Source organism: Microbulbifer sp. (assembly GCF_051659245.1).
Lineage (GTDB): Bacteria > Pseudomonadota > Gammaproteobacteria > Pseudomonadales > Cellvibrionaceae > Microbulbifer.
This window is the reverse complement of record NZ_JBOFOC010000016.1, coordinates 24,370-43,623: the sequence shown is the minus strand read 5'-3', so window position 1 is coordinate 43,623 and position 19,254 is coordinate 24,370. Positions and strand designations below refer to the sequence as shown.

At 61.5% G+C, this 19,254-nt stretch carries 12 protein-coding genes; 2 read left to right on the top strand and 10 right to left on the bottom strand.

What is annotated here, in order from left to right; translation table 11 throughout:
- Nucleotides 1–220: 220 nt before the first annotated feature.
- Complete coding sequence (locus ACRC0P_RS01735) at nucleotides 221–1,465, top strand: tyrosine-type recombinase/integrase (RefSeq protein ID WP_438627910.1); 1,245 nt, start codon at nucleotides 221–223, stop codon at nucleotides 1,463–1,465.
- An 11-nt stretch (nucleotides 1,466–1,476) separates the two neighbouring features.
- On the opposite strand, the gene ACRC0P_RS01730 is transcribed toward ACRC0P_RS01735, so the two are convergent.
- The 6 genes from ACRC0P_RS01730 to ACRC0P_RS01705 are packed head-to-tail and all read right to left on the bottom strand — an operon-like array spanning nucleotide 1,477 to nucleotide 6,444.
- Nucleotides 1,477–1,932, bottom strand: a complete 456-nt coding sequence (locus tag ACRC0P_RS01730; RefSeq protein WP_438627908.1) for a hydrogenase maturation protease — start codon at nucleotides 1,930–1,932, stop codon at nucleotides 1,477–1,479.
- The gene (locus ACRC0P_RS01725) at nucleotides 1,925–3,244 is read right to left on the bottom strand and encodes a Ni/Fe hydrogenase subunit alpha (RefSeq protein ID WP_438627906.1); all 1,320 of its coding nucleotides are present in this window, start codon (nucleotides 3,242–3,244) and stop codon (nucleotides 1,925–1,927) included. The genes ACRC0P_RS01730 and ACRC0P_RS01725 overlap by 8 nt, the downstream gene beginning before the upstream one ends.
- Complete coding sequence (locus tag ACRC0P_RS01720; RefSeq protein WP_438627904.1) at nucleotides 3,231–4,019, bottom strand: oxidoreductase; 789 nt, start codon at nucleotides 4,017–4,019, stop codon at nucleotides 3,231–3,233. The genes ACRC0P_RS01725 and ACRC0P_RS01720 overlap by 14 nt, the downstream gene beginning before the upstream one ends.
- 21 nt (nucleotides 4,020–4,040) lie before the next feature.
- Entirely contained in the window at nucleotides 4,041–4,847 is an 807-nt protein-coding gene (locus ACRC0P_RS01715; RefSeq protein WP_438627902.1) for an FAD/NAD(P)-binding protein, read from the bottom strand.
- Nucleotides 4,847–5,326, bottom strand: a complete 480-nt coding sequence (locus ACRC0P_RS01710; protein ID WP_438627900.1) for a cyclic nucleotide-binding domain-containing protein — start codon at nucleotides 5,324–5,326, stop codon at nucleotides 4,847–4,849. Before ACRC0P_RS01710 ends, ACRC0P_RS01715 begins: the two co-directional genes overlap by 1 nt.
- Nucleotides 5,323–6,444 carry a 4Fe-4S dicluster domain-containing protein gene (locus ACRC0P_RS01705; RefSeq protein ID WP_438627898.1) on the bottom strand — a complete coding sequence of 374 codons (1,122 nt, stop codon included), beginning with the start codon at nucleotides 6,442–6,444 and terminating at the stop codon, nucleotides 5,323–5,325. The genes ACRC0P_RS01710 and ACRC0P_RS01705 overlap by 4 nt, the downstream gene beginning before the upstream one ends.
- Nucleotides 6,445–6,637: 193 nt before the next feature.
- Between ACRC0P_RS01705 and ACRC0P_RS01700 the strand changes: the two genes are divergently transcribed.
- A complete protein-coding gene (locus tag ACRC0P_RS01700; protein ID WP_438627896.1) occupies nucleotides 6,638–7,108 on the top strand; it encodes a Crp/Fnr family transcriptional regulator in 471 nt (156 codons plus the stop codon).
- Nucleotides 7,109–7,320: 212 nt separating this feature from the next.
- Here ACRC0P_RS01700 and ACRC0P_RS01695 read toward each other — a convergent pair whose 3' ends face one another.
- The 4 genes from ACRC0P_RS01695 to ACRC0P_RS01680 form a co-directional block, all read right to left on the bottom strand.
- Nucleotides 7,321–8,757 (bottom strand): RtcB family protein, encoded by a 1,437-nt coding sequence (locus ACRC0P_RS01695; protein WP_438627894.1) that lies wholly within the window; start codon nucleotides 8,755–8,757, stop codon nucleotides 7,321–7,323.
- 259 nt (nucleotides 8,758–9,016) lie between these two features.
- Nucleotides 9,017–9,436, bottom strand: a complete 420-nt coding sequence (locus ACRC0P_RS01690) for an archease (RefSeq protein WP_438627892.1) — start codon at nucleotides 9,434–9,436, stop codon at nucleotides 9,017–9,019.
- A 3-nt stretch (nucleotides 9,437–9,439) separates the two neighbouring features.
- The gene (locus ACRC0P_RS01685) at nucleotides 9,440–18,034 is read right to left on the bottom strand and encodes a GH36-type glycosyl hydrolase domain-containing protein (RefSeq protein WP_438627890.1); all 8,595 of its coding nucleotides are present in this window, start codon (nucleotides 18,032–18,034) and stop codon (nucleotides 9,440–9,442) included.
- Nucleotides 18,031–19,011 carry a universal stress protein gene (locus tag ACRC0P_RS01680; protein WP_438627888.1) on the bottom strand — a complete coding sequence of 327 codons (981 nt, stop codon included), beginning with the start codon at nucleotides 19,009–19,011 and terminating at the stop codon, nucleotides 18,031–18,033. Before ACRC0P_RS01680 ends, ACRC0P_RS01685 begins: the two co-directional genes overlap by 4 nt.
- Between the last annotated feature and the right edge of the window lie 243 nt (nucleotides 19,012–19,254).

The following is a 19,254-nucleotide window of genomic DNA, read 5'->3' as shown; positions in this document are numbered from 1 at the left end:
TTCGGGGCAATTCAACCTCGGTTCGCCCGCAGGCAGGCAGGCTCCTGATCCGCGTAGTCTTTGGTGTGGTCGCGGTTGGCCTCGGCCGTCACCTTGCCGTTAAAGGCGTCCCGTTGGCGGTGCGACCTCTCACTATGTCGAATACTGTTTAGTATTCGACATTAACTGTTAATGCCGGTAGAATGGGCTTCCAACCGAAAACCCGGTCTTCAGACAACTTATGGCAATCCCGAAACCTATCCCACTATACCCGACCTATGCCGAGCTCAAGGATCTCAGGTTCAACGACTATCCAGATCTTCGGGACTTCCTGGAATCCGGCGAATCCTGGTGGCAGTCCCACTGGCGCTGGGGCCAGGAGTTCCTGAGCTACACGGGCCGCAACAAGTCCGAGCATACCTTTACACGCTTCCGTAACGAAACCGAACGTTTCCTGTTGTGGGTGTTCCTGGTCAAAGGCATACCCATGGAGCGACTGCGCAAGGCCGACATCCTCGAGTACGCAGATTTCTGCTGGCAGCCCCCGGTGTCCTGGATTTGCCTGGCCAACCACGAAAAGTTCCTGTTCAATAACGGCCGGTTTATTCAAAATCCATCCTGGGCACCGTTTAAGCTCAAGCAGCCCAAAAATAGCGATAACCCAGACTCCAAACCTGACAAGAAAAAATACAGGCCATCACAGCAAACCTTGACCGCCACGTTTACCGGAATCATTGCTTTCTATAAGTACTTGATGAACGAGGAACATTTATACGGTAATCCTGCCCAGATTGCCAAGCCAGACTGTCGCCATTTCATCAAGGATGCCCAGGTCAAGGAAGTTCGACGGCTGACGGAAGTCCAATGGAAGTATGTATTTAACATTGCAGTGGAAATGGCCGACGAAGATCCAATTTATGAGCGAAATTTGTTTGTTATTTGTGCGCTTAAGACGTTGTTTTTGCGGATTTCGGAACTATCTGAGCGACCCCAGTGGACTCCCGTTATGAGCCATTTCTGGCAGGATTCAGACAGCAACTGGTGGCTGAAAATTTTTGGGAAAGGCCGGAAATTACGGGATATCACTGTCCCGGATAGTTTTATCCAATATCTGAAGCGCTACCGGGTGTACAGAGGCCTCAGCTCCCTTCCTTCTTCAGGAGAAAACCATCCCATTGTTGAAAAAATTCGAGGCCAAGGTGGCATGACGTCTCGACAGCTTACTCGAGTGGTCCAACAAGTCTTTGATCGCGCATACGACGCGATGCGACAGAATGAAAGTGAGGACAACGCTCGCAAGCTAAAAGAGGCTTCTACACATTGGTTAAGGCACACGGGAGCTAGTATGGAGATTGAACGCGGCCGCGCGCTCAAGGATCTATCCGAAGACTTGGGCCACTCAAGTATGGCAACTACGGATACCGTATATGTGCAGACCGAGAACCGCGTACGAGCACAAAGTGGAAAAGGCCGTGGCGTCAAATAACCGAATAAGTCTCATGTATCAATCACCTCGGTGACAATATGTTCAGCTACCATATCCGCCGAGATTCTTACCGCGGGGGAGAGATCCCCGCCGGTGGAGAATTTCTCGCCGCAGATCGCGTAGATATCCAGTGCATGGGGAAGCATACCCATCAGCCTCCCCAGTTCAATTGCCTCGGAAAGATTCAGGCCGTGGCTGGAGGTAATGGAAAGGCTGACCGGCAACTCCTCTTCCAGGCCATTCAGGTGGATAACCTCTCCTGGGGCCCGGCTGTCTGAACAGGCTGCGTCCACCAGGTAGACCCGCCTGTTCATCCAATCTTCCAGTAACCGGGTAACGTCGCCGCCATTTTCGATACAGACGGCGTCGTTTCCCAGCCCCTGGCGCACCCGATCCAGCATGTAGGGACCCACACTGTCGTCGCAACGGAATCGGTGCCCAAGGCTGATTACCGCGGTATCACTCACGGGAATTCCCTCCCCGCTCCAGGCGCAACTTCAGGAAATGTGTAGAGCAGGAGATACATGGATCGTAGTTGCGAATGGCCTGTTCGCACTGCCACCTGAGCTTTTCCTCCGGAAGATGCAGATACTGTGGAATCATGCTGCGCAGGTCCTCCTCGATGGTTTTCTGGTTCTGGGAGGTGGGCGGCACTATCTTGGCGTCGGTGATCTTTCCCTCCCGGTCCAGGCTGTAGCGGTGGTAGAGCAGTCCCCGGGGAGCCTCGGTGGCGGCGTAGCCAGTGGCTTCACTGGGTCCGCATTGAAGGTAGGGCTCCTCCGGCCGCCGGTAGTTTTCCAGTATCCGCAGGGCTTCATCGAAGGCGTAGAGTACCTCCAGGCTCCGCACCACAATGCTCTGAAAAGGGTTTACACAGAAGGGGGGAAAACCGATTTCCCCCGCAATCTGTCGGACCAGCGGCGACAGGCGGTCGAAATTCAGGTTGAAGCGCGCCATAGGTCCAACCATATAGGCCCCACGCTGGTTGAGGACGCTGTGCAACGCGTTGGTATATTCGACATGTCGCTCAGTGAAATGTTGATCGTAGTCCGCCACAGAGATGTTCAGGCCCCGCGTGGATACAATCCGCCCTTCGTTCATCGGGTATTCGTGTGGATGCGAAAGGGCGACAAATTCATAGGGATTATGTGTCGAGCGCTCGAATTTCGGAAACGGCAGCGAGGCCGCCCAGCGCGTATTGTCCACCGCCATATCGCGCGCCCGCTGCAGCTCGTCCACCAGCGGGCGCAGTTCTCCCGCCCGGGGCACATGGTAGAACCCGCCCACACGGACATTGATCGGATGTATTTCCCTGCCGCCCAGCAGGCGAACTATGGCGTTGCCGGCCTTTTTCAGCTGCAGCCCGCGCTGCACGATCTGAGGATGATCCTTGGACATGGCCACGGCACTGGGGTAACCGAGGAAATCCGGTGCGTGCAGCATGGCGATATGCAATACGTGGCTTTCGATCCACTCGCCACAGTAAATCAGCCGGCGCAGAGCCCGCAGTTCAGGCGTCGGCACCAGGCCAAGTGCATCCTCCATGGCGTGCAGTGCGCTCATCTGGTAGGCCACCGGGCAGATGCCGCAGATCCGTGCAGTGATATCCGGTGCTTCCAGGTAATCGCGCCCGCGTAGGAATGCCTCGAAGAAGCGCGGAGGCTCGAATATTTTCAGCTGCACATCGTGCACGCCGCCGTCGTCATAGCGGATATACAAGGCCCCCTCCCCCTCCACACGGGCCAGATAGTCCACCTTGATGGTCTTACTCTTTGTCATGGCGGCGGCTTTCTTCGGCAAAGGCCGGTGCAGCGGCATTGAAATTGCGCAGGTTCTCGACAATGGTGACCGGTTGTACCCCCATTTCCTCTTTCCACCAGTGGCTCAGTGACGCGGTATTGGGGTTTTCCTTGGGGCCATAGCAAGCGTAACAGCCGCGATTATAGGAAGGACAAAGCGCACCACACCCGGCGTGGGTAACCGGGCCCATGCAGGGCGTACCGTGGGCAACCATGACACATACATTACCTTTCAGTTTGCACTCAATACACACGGAGTGCGGTGGTACCTGTGGCGGGCGCCGGTGCAGGAAAGCGCTGATCACCTCTAACAGCTGTCGTTTGTTGATCGGGCATCCCTGCAGTTCAAAATCCACCGGTACGTGAGCGCTGATCGGTGTCGAGGTTTTCAGCGTTGCAATATATTCGGGGTGGGCGTAAACAATGGAAGTGAAGTCTTTCACATCGGAAAAATTACGCAGGGCCTGGATGCCTCCGGCGGTGGCGCAGGCGCCGATAGTGACCAGTGTGCGCGACTGTGCACGTACTTCGCGGATGCGCTCTTCATCTTCTGCAGTAGTAATGGAACCCTCTACCAGGGAGAGGTCGTAGGGCCCTTCCAGTTGTCGGCTGGAGGCCTCCATAAAATAGGCAATATCCATCTTATCCGCCAGCTGCAACAGTTCGTCTTCGCAGTCCAACAGGCTCAGCTGGCAGCCGTCACAGGAGGCGAATTTCCACACGGCGAGTTTGGGCACCGGCGTAGCATTACCCATTGTGAATGTCTCGGTGGAATCTTACAGCGCGCGAATATGAAACCATTGCCGGATATCCTCGTAACGAAAGACGGGGCCATCCTTACAGATAAAATTTGGGCCCCACTGGCAGTGGCCACAGTGGCCGGTAGCGCATTTCATATTGCGCTCCATGGAAAGGTAAATGGCCGAAGGCGGCATACCTTTTTCCAGCAGCACCCGGATACAGAAACGCATCATGACTTCCGGACCGCAGAGAAACGCGAGTGCTTTCCCGGCGTCGAAGGACATCGCCGCGAGCGGATCGGTGACCGCGCCGATGCGTCCCGTCCAGTCCCGCTCCGCCTGGTCGACCGTAACCTGCACATCCATACTCCGGGACCACTCAACCAGTTCGTCGCGATAGAGCATTTCCCTGGGACTTCTGGCTCCGTAAAAGAGGCGCACTGCCGCACCTCCCCCCTGCGATAGCAGGGTGTAAATAACCGGGCGCAACGGGGCCAGCCCCAGGCCTCCGGCGACCAACAGAATCTCCCTTCCGACGACAGAAGTTATCGGCCAGTCGCTGCCAAAGGGGCCCCGTACACCCAACTGCCCGCCCTCACGAAGGTTTTCCAGTGCGCGGGTAACCATTCCGTGAGTCCTGATGGTATACACATAACCGCTGCCCTGGTCGGCAGGACCACTGATGGAAATCGGCACCTCGCCGGCCCCGAAAGCGTAGAGCATACTGAATTGCCCCGGCTGGAATCCCGCTACCCTGCCCATCCCGATCGGCGAAAGATGCAAGGTGAAGGTGCCGGGGAATTCCTCCGCTCTCCGCTCGACGCGGAACACTTCGGGAACCACTACTGCCCTCCCGCCGGCCGCGAAGGGTGGCCGTAGATGTCCAGCAACTGCATCCGGGTAGCCTGCAGCCGCTCGGTCATAATGCGGGCGAAGCGCCTCATCAGTTCGTAGCCGAGTTCCGGGTCCTGATGGCATTTTTGACGCAGGCATTTACCTCCCAGGCGAATCGCGCGGACCCTGTCCACAGCGCGCGCATCAAAAGTCCACTGATGGGGAGGGAACAACCAGGACCAGCCGAAAATATCGCCGTGCTGCAGGGTCTGCAGGCACACCTTTCCGTGCCCCGGCACATAGGTCTCGATAGCGACCCTACCCTGGCGAATCAGGAAAAAATGCTCTGCCGGGGCGTGTTCCTCCGCGATAGTATCGCCGGCACTGTATCCGACGATCTCGCCACAACCACCGATAAATTCGAGATACTCCTCCTCGATACCGTCGAAGAACGGGTGCTCGCGCAATAGGTCCACGATTTTCTTCACGGTTTTTCCGCCTCCCGGATACGCTGCACCTCCTCGGTGATATCGATGCCAACCGGACACCAGGCGATGCAGCGCCCGCAGCCGACACAACCGGAGGTACCGAACTGGTCGTACCATGTGGCCAGTTTGTGGGTCATCCACTGGCGGTAGCGGGAGCGGGTATCCGGCCGCACCGGACCGCCGGTGATATAACTGAAGTCAGCCGTAAAGCAGGAATCCCAGCGCTCCCAACGCTGTGCGTGTTCACCGCTGAGATCGGTGGCGTCCTCTACCGTGGAACAGAAACAGGTGGGGCAGGCCATGGTGCAGTTGGCACAGGACAGGCAGCGGTCTGCGACCTGGTCCCAGGAGGGACTCTCGTAATTGCGATACAGCAGTTCCTTCAGGTCCGAACTGTCGAAACTGCGCGGCCCCTCCAACATCTGTTTCGCCGCCCGCTGAATCGCCTCGCGTTCGGCCTTGCGATGCCCTTTACCGGCGCGCCTTAGCGGCAGTTGTCGCAGAATCCTCTCGCCCTTTTCCGAGCCGCTGCAGAGCAGGAAATAGTGGTCTTCCCCATCGACCACTTCAGTCATTTCCAGATCATTTGGCAGTGTTACCTTCGGCCCGGTATTCATTGAGGTGCAGAAACAGGTGGCCGCGGCGGAAGTACAGTTAACCGCCACGATGAAGAGCTTCCCGCGCCTTTCTGCATAACTGTCGTTTTGGTATCGGCCATCTACAAACACACGGTCCTGAGTGGCGATGGCATGCAGCTCGCAGCTGCGCACGCCGAGAAAGGCCATGTCTGGCGCCTCCTCCACAACTGCGGTTATTTGCATCGGGTGGACGCTTTTCTGTGCCCGCCACACCGGACGTCGCGGCAACTGCAGGAACTTTTTCCACGAGTGGGGACCGGCGGCGTAGCCGAAATAGGCGTCGTCTTCACGGCGCTTCACCCGGTAGCAGCCCTTTTCCTGCTCGTCGGTCCACCCTCGCGGCAGATCGTCGGCGGAACGGATTTCATCGTAGACAATGGCTCTCTCCGACAGCGTCGGGCCAAGCACCTGGTAGCCATCCGCGCGAATCGCCTGAATTAATCTATCCAGGTATTTCGCCTGCAAAATGAACGTTTGCATTATTTCTGGGCCATGACTGGCTCGTTCCTGCGCATAAATGAATCTGCTTGGTTGGCGGGAAGCAAAGGCAAAGATCTATTATTGAGTAAGATTGTAGAATCCCGCGGCCCCGTTTGAGAGGAGATAGGTGACAATGACCCACGATCAATAGTAATCTGCAGGCATCAATGACCACTTTATTGAGAAGGTTGCCATGCGCCAGGTAGATGGTGAGATTTTACTGGACGAACTCGGCATCGACCATTTAAAAAATGCCTCGGCACTCGGCGCCCTGTCCGACCAGACGATCGCTTACCTGATGAAGAAGGGACGTGTTTACGCGCTGCGCAAAGGCGAGACACTATTCGAAGACGGCGCAGCGGGAGACACCTTTTTTATCATTCTCAAGGGTTCTTTTGCTTATTATCTACCATCGAATAATCATAGTAAGTATATACGCGAATTCAATTTTGGGATGGAGATAGGGTTCGTCAGTATGATCGCGCTAATACCGCGGCCAGGAACTGCGATAGCCTCCAGTGACAGTTATGTTTTGGAGGTGACAACAGACCTGTTCTACGCCCTGCATTATGAAAGGCCCCTCGACTTCGGCGTGCTGCTGATAAACCTGTGCCGAGAGTTGGCGCGGAGAATCCTGGAAAGGCAAAAAAGAAACAACCACTGAAGGCTTTGGTCTGGCCTGAATGGCACTAAGTTAAGCTCCGAGTTGCTCCTGTCCCTGAGGATTACGCTGTAGGAGCCTGCTTGCAGGCGAACATTCCCGGTGCCTTGCCGCGACCTCAATTCGCCTGCAAGCAGGTTCCTACAGGGGGGTCCGCTTAATTTAGTGCCATTCTGGTCTGGCCTGATTCAAACGGCAATAGAAGCCATCCGGATTCAGCCTTTGACACATACGTGTGGTTCCAGCCGCACCACCTTGCGCGCCAGGCCCGCTTTCTCCGCCGCATCAACCACTGCACGCACATCCTTGTAGGCACCCGGCGCCTCCTCCGCTACACCGCGCATGGACGGGCTGCGGATCTGGATGCCACGCTCCGCCAGTTCGTCCACCACTGAGCGCCCGCGCCACTGTTTGGTGGCCTGGTGCCGGCTCATGGCGCGGCCGGCGCCGTGGCAGGCGGAATGGAAAGAGAGATCCGCACCCTGCTCGGTGCCCACGAGAACGTGCGATTCGGTGCCCATGGAGCCGCCGATCAGCACCGGCTGGCCCACCGCGCGCAGTGTTTCGGGAATCTCCGGGTGCCCGGGGCCGAAGGCGCGGGTGGCGCCTTTGCGGTGCACATAGAGTTTGCGCTCTCCGCCCTGCACCCGGTGTGTCTCCACCTTGCAGGTGTTGTGAGAAACGTCGAACAGCAGGGTCAGGTCCGCCTTCGGCAGTACGTCCGCAAACACTTCCCGTGTCAGGTGAGTGATGATCTGGCGATTGGCCAGGGCGCAGTTGATGCCTGCGCGCATGGCGCCCAAATAGGCCTGGCCCAGTTCGGAATTGATCGGCGCGCAGGCCAGCTCGCGGTCCGGCAACTCGATCTTGTGCTGGCTCGCGGCGAGCACCATGTACTTGAGGAACTCGGTACCTATCTGGTGACCCAGGCCGCGGGAGCCGCAGTGGATAAACACCACGACGTCATCCACCTGCAGGCCGAATGCGGCGGCTGTGTTCCGGTCGTAAATTTCCGCTACCCGCTGAACTTCCAGGTAGTGATTACCGGATCCCAGCGTGCCCATTTCGTCCTGTTGGCGTTTGCGCGCCCTGTCCGAAACCTCCGCCGGGTCGGCGCCGGCCATGCAGCCGCGCTCTTCAATATGTTCCAGGTCTTCGGGATTGCCGAACCCCTGCTCCACCGCCCAGCGCGCGCCGCCGCGCAGCATCGCCTGCATACCCTTGTCATTCAGGTGAATGCGCCCGGTACTGCCGACACCCACTGGAATATGTTTGTAGAGCTGGTCGGCCAATTTTTTTTTGTGGGGCTCGATGTCGTCCACGGTAAGGCCGGTGCGCAGACAGCGCACCCCGCAGGAAATATCGAAGCCGACGCCGCCGGCGGAGACCACGCCGCCTTCATCGGGATCGAAGGCCGCCACGCCGCCGATGGGAAACCCGTAACCCCAGTGGGCGTCGGGCATCGCGTAGGCCGCCTGTACGATACCCGGCAGGCTGGCCACGTTGGCCAGCTGCTCGAACACCTTGTCGTCCATATCGCGAATTAGCGATTCGTCAGCGTAGATTATCCCAGGCACCCGCATTTTGCCGGAGGGGTCCATACGCCAGCTGAATTCCGACTCGCGCTCGAGAGCGTATTCGCCTTTTTTCATATCGCCACCTCAGATGCGAAGAGCTCCACCCTGAATGCCGCTAAGTTAAGGGAGCCGGGCATTTTTGTAGGGTGGATAAGCGAAGCGCATCCACCAGAAGCCGGCTGCTGGAGTGGTGGATGCACTTCGCTTATCCACCCTACATCGGGCCAATCGCGCTTAACTTAGTACCATTGAGCTCCACCCGATTTAACCAGAGGTCAGCTTTTTGGAGGATGGGCAAAGCGAAGCGTGCCCATCCTACAGAACTTCGCCCACTTCACACGTCGATAACGCACTGCCCCATCCAGCCGCCGTTCTCTTGCTCACAGACTTTCAATGCAGTGTAGGTGGCCCCCTTGGCTTCCACCGCCGGCATATGCTTCTGCCGCTGCACTGGCTCGCCCCAGGCGCTGCCGCTCAACCGGTTCCCGTCCAGCTTTACCGCGAAACGGGAAAAGAGCATTTTGCGCGTGGCCATTTCGTAGACCAGCGCATTGATCCAATCCACCAGCAATAGCTCGAGATCGGGGGCTTCGCACTCGACGTCCACGCGCTCATCCGGCGACACACTGTCCAGTTCGGTAACGGTCGCGGTCAGCGCCAGGCCGGTCTGCTCGAAAGCTTCCTCCGGCGTCGCGCCATAACCGCGAAGCCCCATATCGGCCTCGTGGCTGAAATGCTCCCAGCCGGTGGTCAACGGTCAATCCCCACTACCCTGCGCTGCGAAGACAATGCGCACCCGGTGGCGCTCGCCATCGTCCCTGAACGGGATCTGCGGCCCGTCGATCTTCTCTCCATCCAGGTTCAACTCGTGGATTTCCTCCGGGCAGCCGCCGCAGTTTTCCACTTCGATGTCATAGCTGCTGTTGCCGCGACGCAGTGTCACGCGATAGCGCTCCCAGGAAGGGGGCAGACAGGGTTTTATCTCCAGATTGTCTCCGCGGACGCGCAGGCCGAGCAGGACTTCGAGCGCCCCGCGGTAGAGCCAGGCGGAAGCGCCGGAATACCAGGTCCAGCCGCCCCGGCCCACGTGCGGCGCCACCCCGTAGACGTCCCCGGCCAGTACATAGGGTTCGGTACGGTAGCGCTGCACGCCTTCGGCGTCGGAGGTATGGGTAATCGGGTTGAGAAGGTCGAACAGGTGCCAGGCGCGCCCGCTGTCGCGGAGGCCGGCGGCGGCCCAGACGGCCCAGGTGGCGGCGTGGGTGTACTGGCCGCCGTTTTCGCGGATGCCTGGCGGGTAGCCCTTGATGTAGCCGGGATCTTTTTTCGTGCGGTTGAAGGGCGGCGCCAACAGCAGTATCTGCCGGGCCTCCTCGCGCACCAGGTGCCGGTAGGCAGACTGCATTGCCGTGGGCGCCCTCTCTACCGGCTTTTCCGGGGCCAGGACCGACCAGGTCTGTGCAATCAGGTCGATCTTACACTCGTCGCTCTTCTCCGAACCCACCGGTGTGCCATCGTCGTAGTAGGCGCGCCGGTACCAGGCGCCGTCCCAGCCGTTTTCCTCCACCTGCTGCTTGAGATTCTCGCCCAGTTCGCGGTAGTGGTCCGCCAGGGCGCCGTCGCCCATATGCTCGCACAGGGGCGCCATATCCCGGCAGACCCGCACCAGGAACCAGCCCAGCCAGACGCTCTCGCCGCGCCCGGTGGTACTGATGCGGTTGAAGCCGTCGTTCCAGTCGCCGTTGCCGATCACCGGCAGGCCGTGGGGGCCCACCGCGCCGGCGCGCTCTATGGCCCGGCAGCAGTGTTCGTAAAGGGAGCCGGTTTCCGCGCTGGTTTCGTATTCCGTGTAGCGCTCGTTTTCGTCCTTTTCCAGGGGAGGCCCCTGCAGGTAGCTGACCCACTCCTCCAGGATGGAGTAGTCCCCGGTTGTGCGGATGTACTCCGCGGTGACAAACGGCAGCCACAGCAGGTCGTCGGAACATCGGGTACGCACGCCCCGCAAAGGGTTCTCGTGCCACCAGTGCAGTACGTCACCGTCCTGGAACTGCCGCGAAGCGGCGCGCAGGATATGCTCCCGGGTCCACTCCGGGTGCGTCCACAGCAGCGCCTGCACATCCTGCAGTTGGTCGCGGAAACCGAAGGCACCGCTGGACTGGTAGTAGCCGCTGCGGCCCCAGAGCCGGCAGGCCAGGGTCTGGTACGGCAGCCAGCGGTTCACCAGCAGGTCCGTGGCCTTGTCCGGCGTCTCGATCTGTACGCTGCCCAGGTATTCCTCCCAGAATCCTTCAGCTTCCTCGCGGGCCGACTCCGCCCGCTGCGGATCGCTGAACTCCTCGGCAAGCTCCAGGGCCCGCTTGCGGTCGGCGCCCTCTCCCAGCACGAAATAGATCTGCTCTGTGGCGCCGGGCTCCAGGTCGATATGCACCTGATAGGCCGCGCAGGGGTCGCCGCCGTGGTCCACCTGGCCGGAAAGGCCGATGCAGAACATGGCTGCCGGAGCATGGAGCCCGCCGGATTTCCCCAGGAATTCCGTGCGGTCCGTGGTCAGGCCGTGGACCGGCAGGCTTGCGGCGAGAAATGCCACGCCGGCGTCGGCATCGCGGGTGAAAGTGTTGCGCGCCAACAGCACTTCACTGTGGGATTCAAATTCGCTGACGATATAGGGCCAGGTGCCCGCCCGGGTCAGCCCCAGGACCCACTCCACGTAATAGGTGGCGGTGATGCGCCGCGGCCGGTCCCAGCTGTTGGTCAGGGTCAGGCGGCCGATCTTTACCGGCTCCTGCCGATGCACGAAGACCCGCCAGGCCTGTTCCATGCCGTGGCTGTTGTGCCGGTATTCGGTGTAACCGGCGCCGTGGCGCACCTGGTAGGGGGCATCTGCGGGGCGCGGCGCCGGTGTCGGCGACCACACCTCGGCGGTCTCCTCGTCCCGCAGGTAGAGGACCTCCCCACTGGGATCGCGCACCGGATCGTTTTGCCAGGCGGTCAGGCGGTGCTCACCGCTGTTGCCGGACCAGGTGCAACAAGAGCCCGCTTCTGTCACCAGACAGCCGAAAGAGGGATTGGCGATTACGTTGACCCAGGGCGCCGGCGGGCGCTGTCCTCTCTCCAGGTGCAGCACGTATTCCCTGCCGTCGGCGCTGAAGCCGCCGATACCGTTGTCGAACAGCAGGTCCTCCGGCCGCTCCAGATCCGGCGTGGGCTGCGGCTCGTAGTCCGCGGGGCGAACCGGCACGAAGGGGGGCAAGTGCTGGGGCACACCGGGGGCGGCGATCTGTGCCGAGACCGGGCCGGCAGAGGAATCCAGCACAACCCGCGCCGCGGCCGCCAACCGCTCCCGCTCCTCCCCGGGCAGCTCCCGCCCGGGGACAATAAATACCGAGCCACTCAGCTTGCGCAGGGTCCTGCCGCGGACATCGGTACTGATGTATTGCAGCCGATCCCGGGTGTTCTGTTCGTAGCCGGCGGAATCCTCATCGATGATCACCAGGTCGATGGCTATCCCCCGGCCGCACCAGTAGGTGTGCGCCTGCAGGATGGGCTCGGCGAAGGCGACCTCCCCGGAACTCTGGACCTGCAGCAGCAGGATCGGATTGTCGCCCGAGATGCCCCGGCTCCACAGGCTGGATTGCAATTGCCGGCCGCGGCCGAGTATCCGGGAGGGCGCGCGCACACTGCTGTCCGGCGAGAGCAGCGCCGACAGCAACTCCATCATCCAGCGCAGGTTCCCCGACGCCATGCGCAGGTTCTGCAGTTCGTGCTCCGATTGCATGCGCGCCAGGTCGAAAATCCAATGTACCTGGGGCAGTGAGCGGCGGGAGCGCAGCACCCCCATCAGTTCCCGCCGGGATTTGCTGACCCCGGTCAGGTAGGCGACTTCAATTTCCGACTGCGCCGGCACGGTCAGTTCCACACCGGTGGCGATCACCGGATCGAGGACCGCGCCGGTGGTGCCACTGAAGCCCGCCAGCCCCTTCTCCAGTGCCTGGGGGCGCGCCGGGGAGCCGCCGCGCCCGAGGAAGCGCCAGCGGTCCGTTTCCCAGGCGAGCCTGTGTTTCACCCCCGGCTGTACCAGCACGCTGTGACCCAGGTAGACGGGCTTCTCCTCGCTGCTGCGCGGCCGGCGCCGGTAGAGCATGGTCTGCTCCTCGGGCAGGTGGTGGCTCTCCACGAAAAGTTTGGCGAAAGCCGGGTGGCGTCGGTCCTCCTGTTCCGGGGCCAGCACCACTTCCGCATAAGTGCCCAGCAACAGCCGGCGCGGGCGCGCACTCTCGTTCTTGATGATCAGCCGGCGGACCTCCAGGTCGTGCTGGGAGCTGATGGCGATGCGCAGGCGGCAGAACAGCTCGGACTCCCGCCGCTGGTATTCGGTGCAGTGGGGCGCGAAACTGGCGGCGCACAAGCTGGTATCCGCGCCACAGGGGTCCAGGCCGATGGAAAAGAGCGTTCCCTTGTCCAGGTCGCGCACATAGCACCACTGCCCGAACTGTGCCCTGGTGGGGTCCGGTTGCCAGCGGGTCAGGGCGATATTGTGCCAATAGCTGCCACCGCCGCCTTCGGCGCTGTTAATCAGGGAGTAGTGGCCGTTGGACAACAGGTTGTACTGCGGACGCACTCCGTGCAGGGTGGCCCACCAACTCTCCAGGGGCACCGCCGGGTGGAAACCGCGGACAGCACCGGGGCGGCTCCAGGGTACCGGTGCCGCGGGTGCGGAAGGGATGCGTTCGTGCAGCAGCGGCGTCAGACCGGCGATGCGCGGCTCCCGGTGAAAGCGCCGCAACATGACGTCGGCGTGAAAGAAATTGTTCAGGGCCAACATGATCATGCCCTGGTGGTGGCTCATATAGGAGCGCACGGTGCGCGCCCTGCGCGGCGCGGCTTTGGCGGTGCGGCCGAAGTCGATCGCCTCGTACAGGCCGTATTGACCGTAGCCGCCGTGGGTGCGCAATCCGCGCAGGTTGTCCACCACAGCCGCGGCGTCGAAAGGCAGCGCCATCATCGACGAATAGGGGGATATTACCAGGCGGTCGCCCAGGTCCCGTCGAAAGCCGATGCCCGGTACCCCAAAGGCCCGGTACTGGTAGTGCAGGTGGGTATCGAGCTGGTAGTAGCCGGATTCGGAAATCCCCCAGGGTAATCCCAGCCGCCGGGTAAAATCGCGGTGGACCTCGATGGCGTTGCGGCAGGCCTTCGCGATCAGGCTGTGGTCCGGGGTCTCCATCAGCAGGCGGGGCATCAGGTATTCGAACAGGGTGGCACTCCAGGACATCAGCACCACCTTTCCCTTCAATCGCCGGAAGGGGCGCTCCAGGTGCAGCCAGTGCTGGCTGGGGACATCCCCCTTGGCCACGGCGATGAACCCGGCCAGGCGCGATTCCGAGGCCAACAGGTCGTAGTAGTTGGGATCGAGGCTGGCGTCGGTGACGTTGTAACCGATGCGAAACAGGTGGCGGTCCCGGTCGTAGAGAAAACCGAACTCCATCTCCTGCACCCAGTTCCGGGCCCGCGTGGCCAGCCCGCGCAGTTCCCGCGTGCGCTTGTCCGCGTGTTCGCGGGTGGATTCCAATGCGGTCCGCAGTTCGCTGTTCCAGTCTTCTGCCTGTCGGCGCAGTTCCTGCGAAATATCCGAGTCCGCCAGGGTGGACTCGAGCCGCTCGAGAATCTCTTCCGCCTCCCAGCAGCGTTCGGCGAGTTTCCCCAGAGGGACCTGGGGGTCCAGGGCCACTGCCAGTACTTCGTAGCTATCTGCGAGGGGGGTATCCGCTTCCCGGTACGCCGGGGGCGGTTCCTCGAGCAGGGGGTGGCAGGCCTCGATGCTTTCCCGGTGGCGGCGCAGGAATATCCGCTGGTGGTGCAGTTCGTCGAGCCAGTGGCGCAGGCGTCCCAGCGCCTCGGCACTGAAACTCTTGTCGTCGCTCTCGATCAGCGCCAGCATCCGCTCCTGCAGCTCCGGTATTTCCCGCTGGTAGGCCTCCTCTACCACGGACCACCAGTCGCCCTCCTCCACCCGTTCCTCCAGGCGGTCGCGCAGGTCATGTATCTGCGCGATGATTTCCCGCAGCTCCTCCCCGGGTTTCGAGCCGTCGCTGGGCTGAAGGGTCTCCTCGATGATACCGAGGGTGTCCACAACCCCGCGCACCAATTGCCGCCCCGCGGGCGGGAGATACAACATCTCCTCCAGGCCGCCGGCCAGGGCCAGCAGGGACCCCGCGAGGTTGCCGCTGTCCACGGTGGAGACGTAACGGGGCAACAGCGGGCGCAGTTCACGGGTTTCAAACCAGTTCAGGAAATGCCCCCGGTAGCGCTCCAGGGAGCCCATGCGGTCGAAGCTGTTGTTCAGGCTGGCGAGCAGTTGGGTCAGGTCTATATAGCCGAAATCGTAGGCGCTCAGGACACTCAGCAGCCCGAGGCCGATATTGGTGGGGGAAGTGCGGCGCGCGAGCACCGCCAGGGGCTCCTCCTGATAGTTGTCCGGCGGCAGCCAGTGATCGTTCGGCCCCATGAACTGCTGGAAAAAAAACCAGGTGCGCCGCCCCAGCAGGCGCAGTTCCCGCCGGTCTTCATCGCCGACGGGCAATTGTTTGATTACCGGTGGCCGGTCTATCCAGCGGGTCAGTTGCGGCGCCATCAGCCAGGCCAGCAGGAGCGGCGCGGCGGCGAGCAGGCTCGCCGGCTCGCGGAAAATCAGGCCGAGTGCCACGATGGCGGCCAGCGCGGGGGAAATCCACATTTCCCGCCAGGCGCCGACCGCTCCCATGGCCCGGCCCAGTGCCCGGTTCACATGGGCGCAGGACCGCCACTCCAGCAGGTGCCGCCGGGAAATACCCAGCCGGTAGAGGGTGCGTACTATCGCGTCCAGGGTACTGACCGCCTGGTAGGGCAGCAGCGCCAGCGACAGCAGCCAGTGCAGCAGCCGCTGGCGCAGCAGCCCCGGTGTACCCCGGAAATGCCGGTGTACGTTCAGGGGGTTGGCCGCGCTGCGCCACAACAATGACAACAGTTCCACCCACACCGGTGCCGCGGTCAGTGCGAGCAGCGCCAGGGTCCAGGCCCAGGCGGAGCCGGGCAGCCATCCGCTCCAGGCGAGCAGGAACAAGAGCAATACACCGGGCGCCTCCAGGCTGCGCCGCAGGTTGTCGGCGATTTTCCACTGGTGGATCAGCGGCAGCGGGTTTTTCACCCGCGTGTCGCCGGCGGCCGGCACCCGGCGGCGCAGCCAGGGCAGCAGCTGCCAGTCACCGCGTATCCAGCGGTGGGAGCGCCGCAACAGGGCGAAGACATTGGGCGGATACTGCTCGTAGACCACCGTATCGGACAGCAGCGCGGTGCCGCCGATGGCGCCCTCCAGCAGATCGTGGCTGAGCACCGCGTTCTCCGGCAGGCGGCCCGCCAGGGTCTGCTCCAATACCTCCGGATCGTAGATCCCCTTGCCGGCGAAGATGCCCTCGCCGAACAGGTCCTGGTAGGCATCCGACACTGCGTGGGTATAGAGGTCCACGCTTCTGTCGCCGGAAAATATTTCCGTGAACATTGTGTCTGCGGTGTCGGCGGGGTCGATTTCCAGGCGGGGCTGAAGGAAGCCGTAGCCCGCCGCCACCCGCTGCCCGGCGGTGTCCATCTGCGCGCGGTTCAGGGGGTGGGCGATGGTGCCCACGAGACGCCGGGCGGTGCCCGGCGGCATTTGGGTGTCCGCATCCAGGGTGATCACGTAGCGCAACCCGTGCAGCGCGGCGCGATCGCCGAAACAGGTCTCGAAGGTGGTGTCCTCGTCCCCGCGGATCAGGCGGTTGAACTCGACCAGCTTGCCGCGCTTGCGCTCCCAGCCCATCCAGCAGCCCTCGGCGGCGTTCCAGCAGCGCCTGCGGTGCAGCAGCAGGAAGGGGCTGTCGCGGCCATAGCGTCGGTTCAGCGCGGAGAAGGACTCTTCGGCGATTTTCAGCAGGAGGCTGTCGCTGTCGCAGTCCTGCTCGCCGGCATCGGCGAAATCGCTCAACACCACGTAGACGAAGTTGTTGTCGGTGTTGTTCAGGTAATTGATTTCCACGCACTGCAGAATACGGTGCACGTCCTCGGTATCGGCGATCAGCACGGGCATGACCACCGCGGTGCGGTAATCCGCCGGAATCCCCGTCTCGAAATTGAGCTTGGGGAGCTTGCGCGGCGGCAGGCTGTGGGTGATCAGGCCATTCACCAGCGCCAGGGCAAAACCCAGCAGCGGTATCGTGGTAAGCAGCAGGGCCAATACCACTACCCAGGCGGATGTCCCTCCGGCAATCAGGTAAACAGCAAGGCCAACCAGCGGAGGCAGGAAAAATACGGCCAGCCCTGTAGAGTAAACTGCAAGCGCGTGGTCGGTGATCCAGCGGTAAAGACGGCTCCCCCAGGGAAGCCGGCACTTGAGGGATTCCTCGAATTGGCGGCGCCCCTCCCCCACCAGGTAAAAGCCCAGATGCTGCTCGCGGCTGTCGGATGCCTGGGCCCGGCTCAGTTCCAGGGCCCGCTCCGCCACCTCGTACTCCGGCTTGCAACTGCCGCGCGCGATTTTCTCAACGGCGTCGCGGTAACTGTCGCGGGTTTTGAAATCCATGCGGGTGTAGGCGTCCGCCGGGTCCTGCCTGAGGACCATCTCCACGCGGCTGAGCCCTTCCACAAACTCGCGCCAGTTGCATGTGCGGAGGTCGCGCAGGCTGATAATGGCGCTGGCCACGCCGACCCCACCGAGTTCCGCCGCCTCGAAGTCCCGCTCGGCATCCTCGGAGCCGAGCACGTCCTCGGCATAGCCGGCCAGGGATTCCAACAGGGCCAGGCGCAGGACGGCCGGGAGCGCCCACAATTCGCCGGTGGTCAGGACAGTGTCATCCTGATAGCGCTCCACCAGTGGGCGGATACGCTCCATATCCAGTGGCTTGTCGTCGGTTGACAAAAGGGCCACGGCCAGGACCCGAACCCGCAGATCGGGGCGCCCCTCCCCGCCGCGGATTTTTGGGAGTTGCTTCAGAAAAGACGGCGGCAGGGATTCCCGTACCAGCTCCAGCGCTTCCTGCACCACGTGGCGATTGTCCAGCAACCACTCCTCGCCACGGGTTCCCGTTTCGCCAGCCTCTATACGGGCGGCAATCCGCTGGTAAATATCCGGGAAATGCCGTTCGAGCGCCTTCAGCTTCGGCTTGAGGTGGTATTTTCCCGGGCCGGAAAGGATATTCCTGTGCTCCTTCGCCAGGGCGGAAATATCCTCTTCCGGGCCGCCCTGCTCGTTTTCCTCCTTGACAATACCCCGCTTCACGCTTTGCGGTTGCGCCCCACCGGATGCCACCGGGCGCGAAAAGAACTTACGCCCATACAGTTTCATTCGACATTCCTGTCACTGGGGTGATTGAAGTGCGATACCGGGCAGAACTCGCCGCCCGTATGCAGGTGCTGGGGATGGGTGTCGGGCAGGTCCTGGAAGACCAGCAACGGCAGGGAACAGCGGCACATTACCGCCTGGCTGAGGTTGCCCTTTTCCCAGTGTGTGCCGCCCTGGGTATCGTGGACATCCATGGCAATCAGGTCGACCTCTTCCTCCATGGCCGCGCCGCAGACCTTCTCTACAACACTCTGCGTCACCTCCAGGCGAACGCGGACCTTGATACCGTTCTGCAGCTGCCGGGCAATATCCTCGAGGTAGGCTTTCGCCGCTCGCCGGTTGCATTCGACGAATTTCTCCCGTAGGGCGTACTCTTCCTGGGTAATGGGCATGCGGCGCGGCATTTCGGGCACCGAGATGACCTGCAGTAAAATCAGTTCCACCTCCTGGCCGCGCACCATGGCCGCGACCTGGCAGGCCACCCACTCGGAGCTGTGCGAGCCGTCCATCAGAATCAGGATGCGCTTGAAAGCCTTGTCCGCCCGCCCTGGCGGCAGCTCCCCGGGCCGAACGATCATAAAGGAAATCCCGGAGCCGCTGATGACCTTGTGCGCGGTACTGCCGAAGTGAAACCGGCTGATGCCCCCCTTTCCATAGGCGGTAAAGATCAGTAGATCGATGTCGTTCTCTTCCGAATACTCGACGATCTGCTCCGAAGGCCGGCCCTCGACGATATTCAAAGTCACTGGAATATTTCGCTCTGACAGGCGCCGCTCCAGCTGGCTGAGATAGCTGCGCATTTCGGCCCTGCGCAGCCGCCAGTCCACGGAATCGGGGCTGTGCTCATCGCCGTGAGAGGTTTGCACATGCAGCATGTGAACGCGGGCGCCACAGCTCTCGGCAATGAATATAGCGTGGGAGACGGCCTCCTCCGCTGTGGAGGAGCCATCGAGTGGCAGGAGTATTTGTTTGAAGGGCACGTGTATTTCCTCTGCGAAGTCCGGCATTGCGTCGTCATCGCGGCGGGCAAATAGTTGCCCGGCGATTCGACTGTCGCATTAGTCTTTCTCTGATGAATTGTTTGTACCTGGACCGGGCAAGGAAACCGACAGATATGGCGCTTATTGTCTCGGCGACAGTTGTGCTATAGGCAGCGCACTGCCCGCTGGCCTTTCTCGCAATGAATTCCTCTGAGACCATGGGGCACCGGGACCAGGCACCAG

Bases quoted from the DNA above. Each gene is read 5' to 3' on its own strand.
- ACRC0P_RS01685 (WP_438627890.1), bottom strand. From the start codon at position 18,034: ATGAAACTGTATGGGCGTAAGTTCTTTTCGCGCCCGGTGGCATCCGGT.
- ACRC0P_RS01725 (WP_438627906.1), bottom strand. From the start codon at position 3,244: ATGACAAAGAGTAAGACCATCAAGGTGGACTATCTGGCCCGTGTGGAG.
- ACRC0P_RS01720 (WP_438627904.1), bottom strand. From the start codon at position 4,019: ATGGGTAATGCTACGCCGGTGCCCAAACTCGCCGTGTGGAAATTCGCC.
- ACRC0P_RS01735 (WP_438627910.1), top strand. From the start codon at position 221: ATGGCAATCCCGAAACCTATCCCACTATACCCGACCTATGCCGAGCTC.
- ACRC0P_RS01700 (WP_438627896.1), top strand. From the start codon at position 6,638: ATGCGCCAGGTAGATGGTGAGATTTTACTGGACGAACTCGGCATCGAC.
- ACRC0P_RS01705 (WP_438627898.1), bottom strand. From the start codon at position 6,444: ATGCAAACGTTCATTTTGCAGGCGAAATACCTGGATAGATTAATTCAG.
- ACRC0P_RS01695 (WP_438627894.1), bottom strand. From the start codon at position 8,757: ATGAAAAAAGGCGAATACGCTCTCGAGCGCGAGTCGGAATTCAGCTGG.